The 1267-nt window shown below is 65.1% G+C and carries 1 protein-coding gene and 1 pseudogene; both read right to left on the bottom strand.

Going from position 1 to position 1267, the window contains the following annotated elements; translation table 11 throughout:
- Positions 1 to 80: 80 nt before the first annotated feature.
- Positions 81 to 887 carry an SDR family NAD(P)-dependent oxidoreductase gene (locus tag EN964_RS34975; RefSeq protein ID WP_127277470.1) on the bottom strand — a complete coding sequence of 269 codons (807 nt, stop codon included), beginning with the start codon at positions 885 to 887 and terminating at the stop codon, positions 81 to 83.
- Positions 880 to 1267: pseudogene (locus EN964_RS34970) on the bottom strand (shikimate dehydrogenase); the annotation flags it as partial. The gene EN964_RS34975 and the pseudogene EN964_RS34970, both read right to left, overlap by 8 nt.

The following is a 1267-nucleotide window of genomic DNA, read 5'->3' as shown; positions in this document are numbered from 1 at the left end:
CGCCATGGTGTATGCGGGTATCGAAGTCGAAGCGCTGGATGTCGCTCACTGGCGAGATATTGATCACTGGATTATCCTTGTCAGATAGCCGGCGTTTGCCGGATGGGATTTCCCTGCAGATATTGTGCGTAAGGCGCCTGAACCAGCCAGCCGGCGTCGACCGGCAAGGTGACGCCGGTAATCGAAGCGGCGCGCTCCGAGCAGAGGAACAATGCCGCCTCGGCGACGTCGCGCGGCTCGACGAAGCGTCGCAGCGCCGTGGTGGCCTGTATGGCTTCGGGGTTGCGTTCACCCCTGGCGATCTTGGTCTTCAGACCATCGGAAAGTGTATAGCCGGGCGCGACCGCATTGACGCGAACGCCATGCGGGCCGAGTTCGGCGGCGAGGATCTGGGTCAGGGCCAGGACCGCATGCTTTCCCGGCGTGTAGGCGGGCAGCGACAGCGGCGCGAAAGAGGCGAGCGAGCCGACATTCAGGATCGCGCCTCGCCGGGCGGCCGACATCAGCCGGCCAAACACCTGGCACCCCAACAGCGTGCCGCGATAATTCCCCCGCCACATCTTCTCGTCCTCGTCCAGATCCTGATCAAGGACGTACTTGCCGCTCTGCAAGATGCCGGCGCAGTTGACGACGACGTGAGGCGTGCCGAACCCGTCGCTGACAATCCGTGCCAGAGCCTCGACTGAGCCGCTATCTGCGACATCTGTCTGGACAAACAGCGCACGCGGCGCGCCCGCCGCCTGGCAGGAGCCGGCCGCCTCATTGCCCCTCGTCGCATCCCGGCCGGAGACGACCACATGATAACCGTCTTCTGCGAAGCGCTGCGCGATAGCGCGTCCGATGCCGGAGGTGCCGCCGATGACGACGGCAGTCGGTGTCTCAGCCATGGCCGCGGTCCTTGCCTTCGATGTCGAAGAATTCGGACATCGCCCGGACCTGGAAATCCATCATCGGGCGTCCCGGTTGAACGCGGCAGCCGATCCCCTTGGCCGCCCGCAGCAGAGCGGTTTCCGCAGGCTCCATGATGATGTCCACGACCGTCATATCCGGGGTCAGCCGGCTGACGTCAAGCGGCAGCGGATCGCCGGCATGCATGCCGACAGGCGTGGCGTTGATCGCCATATGCATGCCGGAAGGCTCGGCCTCTCCGACCTGGATGCGGCATTTCGGGAACGCGCGGCCAACCAGCGCCGCCAGTTTCCCGGCGCGCGCCGTATCGATGTCGGTAAGGCGGATTTCGTCGGCGCCGGCTTCCGCGAGACAATAG

Source organism: Mesorhizobium sp. M7A.F.Ca.CA.001.10.2.1 (assembly GCF_003998575.1).
GTDB lineage: Bacteria > Pseudomonadota > Alphaproteobacteria > Rhizobiales > Rhizobiaceae > Mesorhizobium.
Note: the sequence above shows the minus strand (reverse complement) of the source record. Positions and strands in the feature narration are given on the sequence as shown.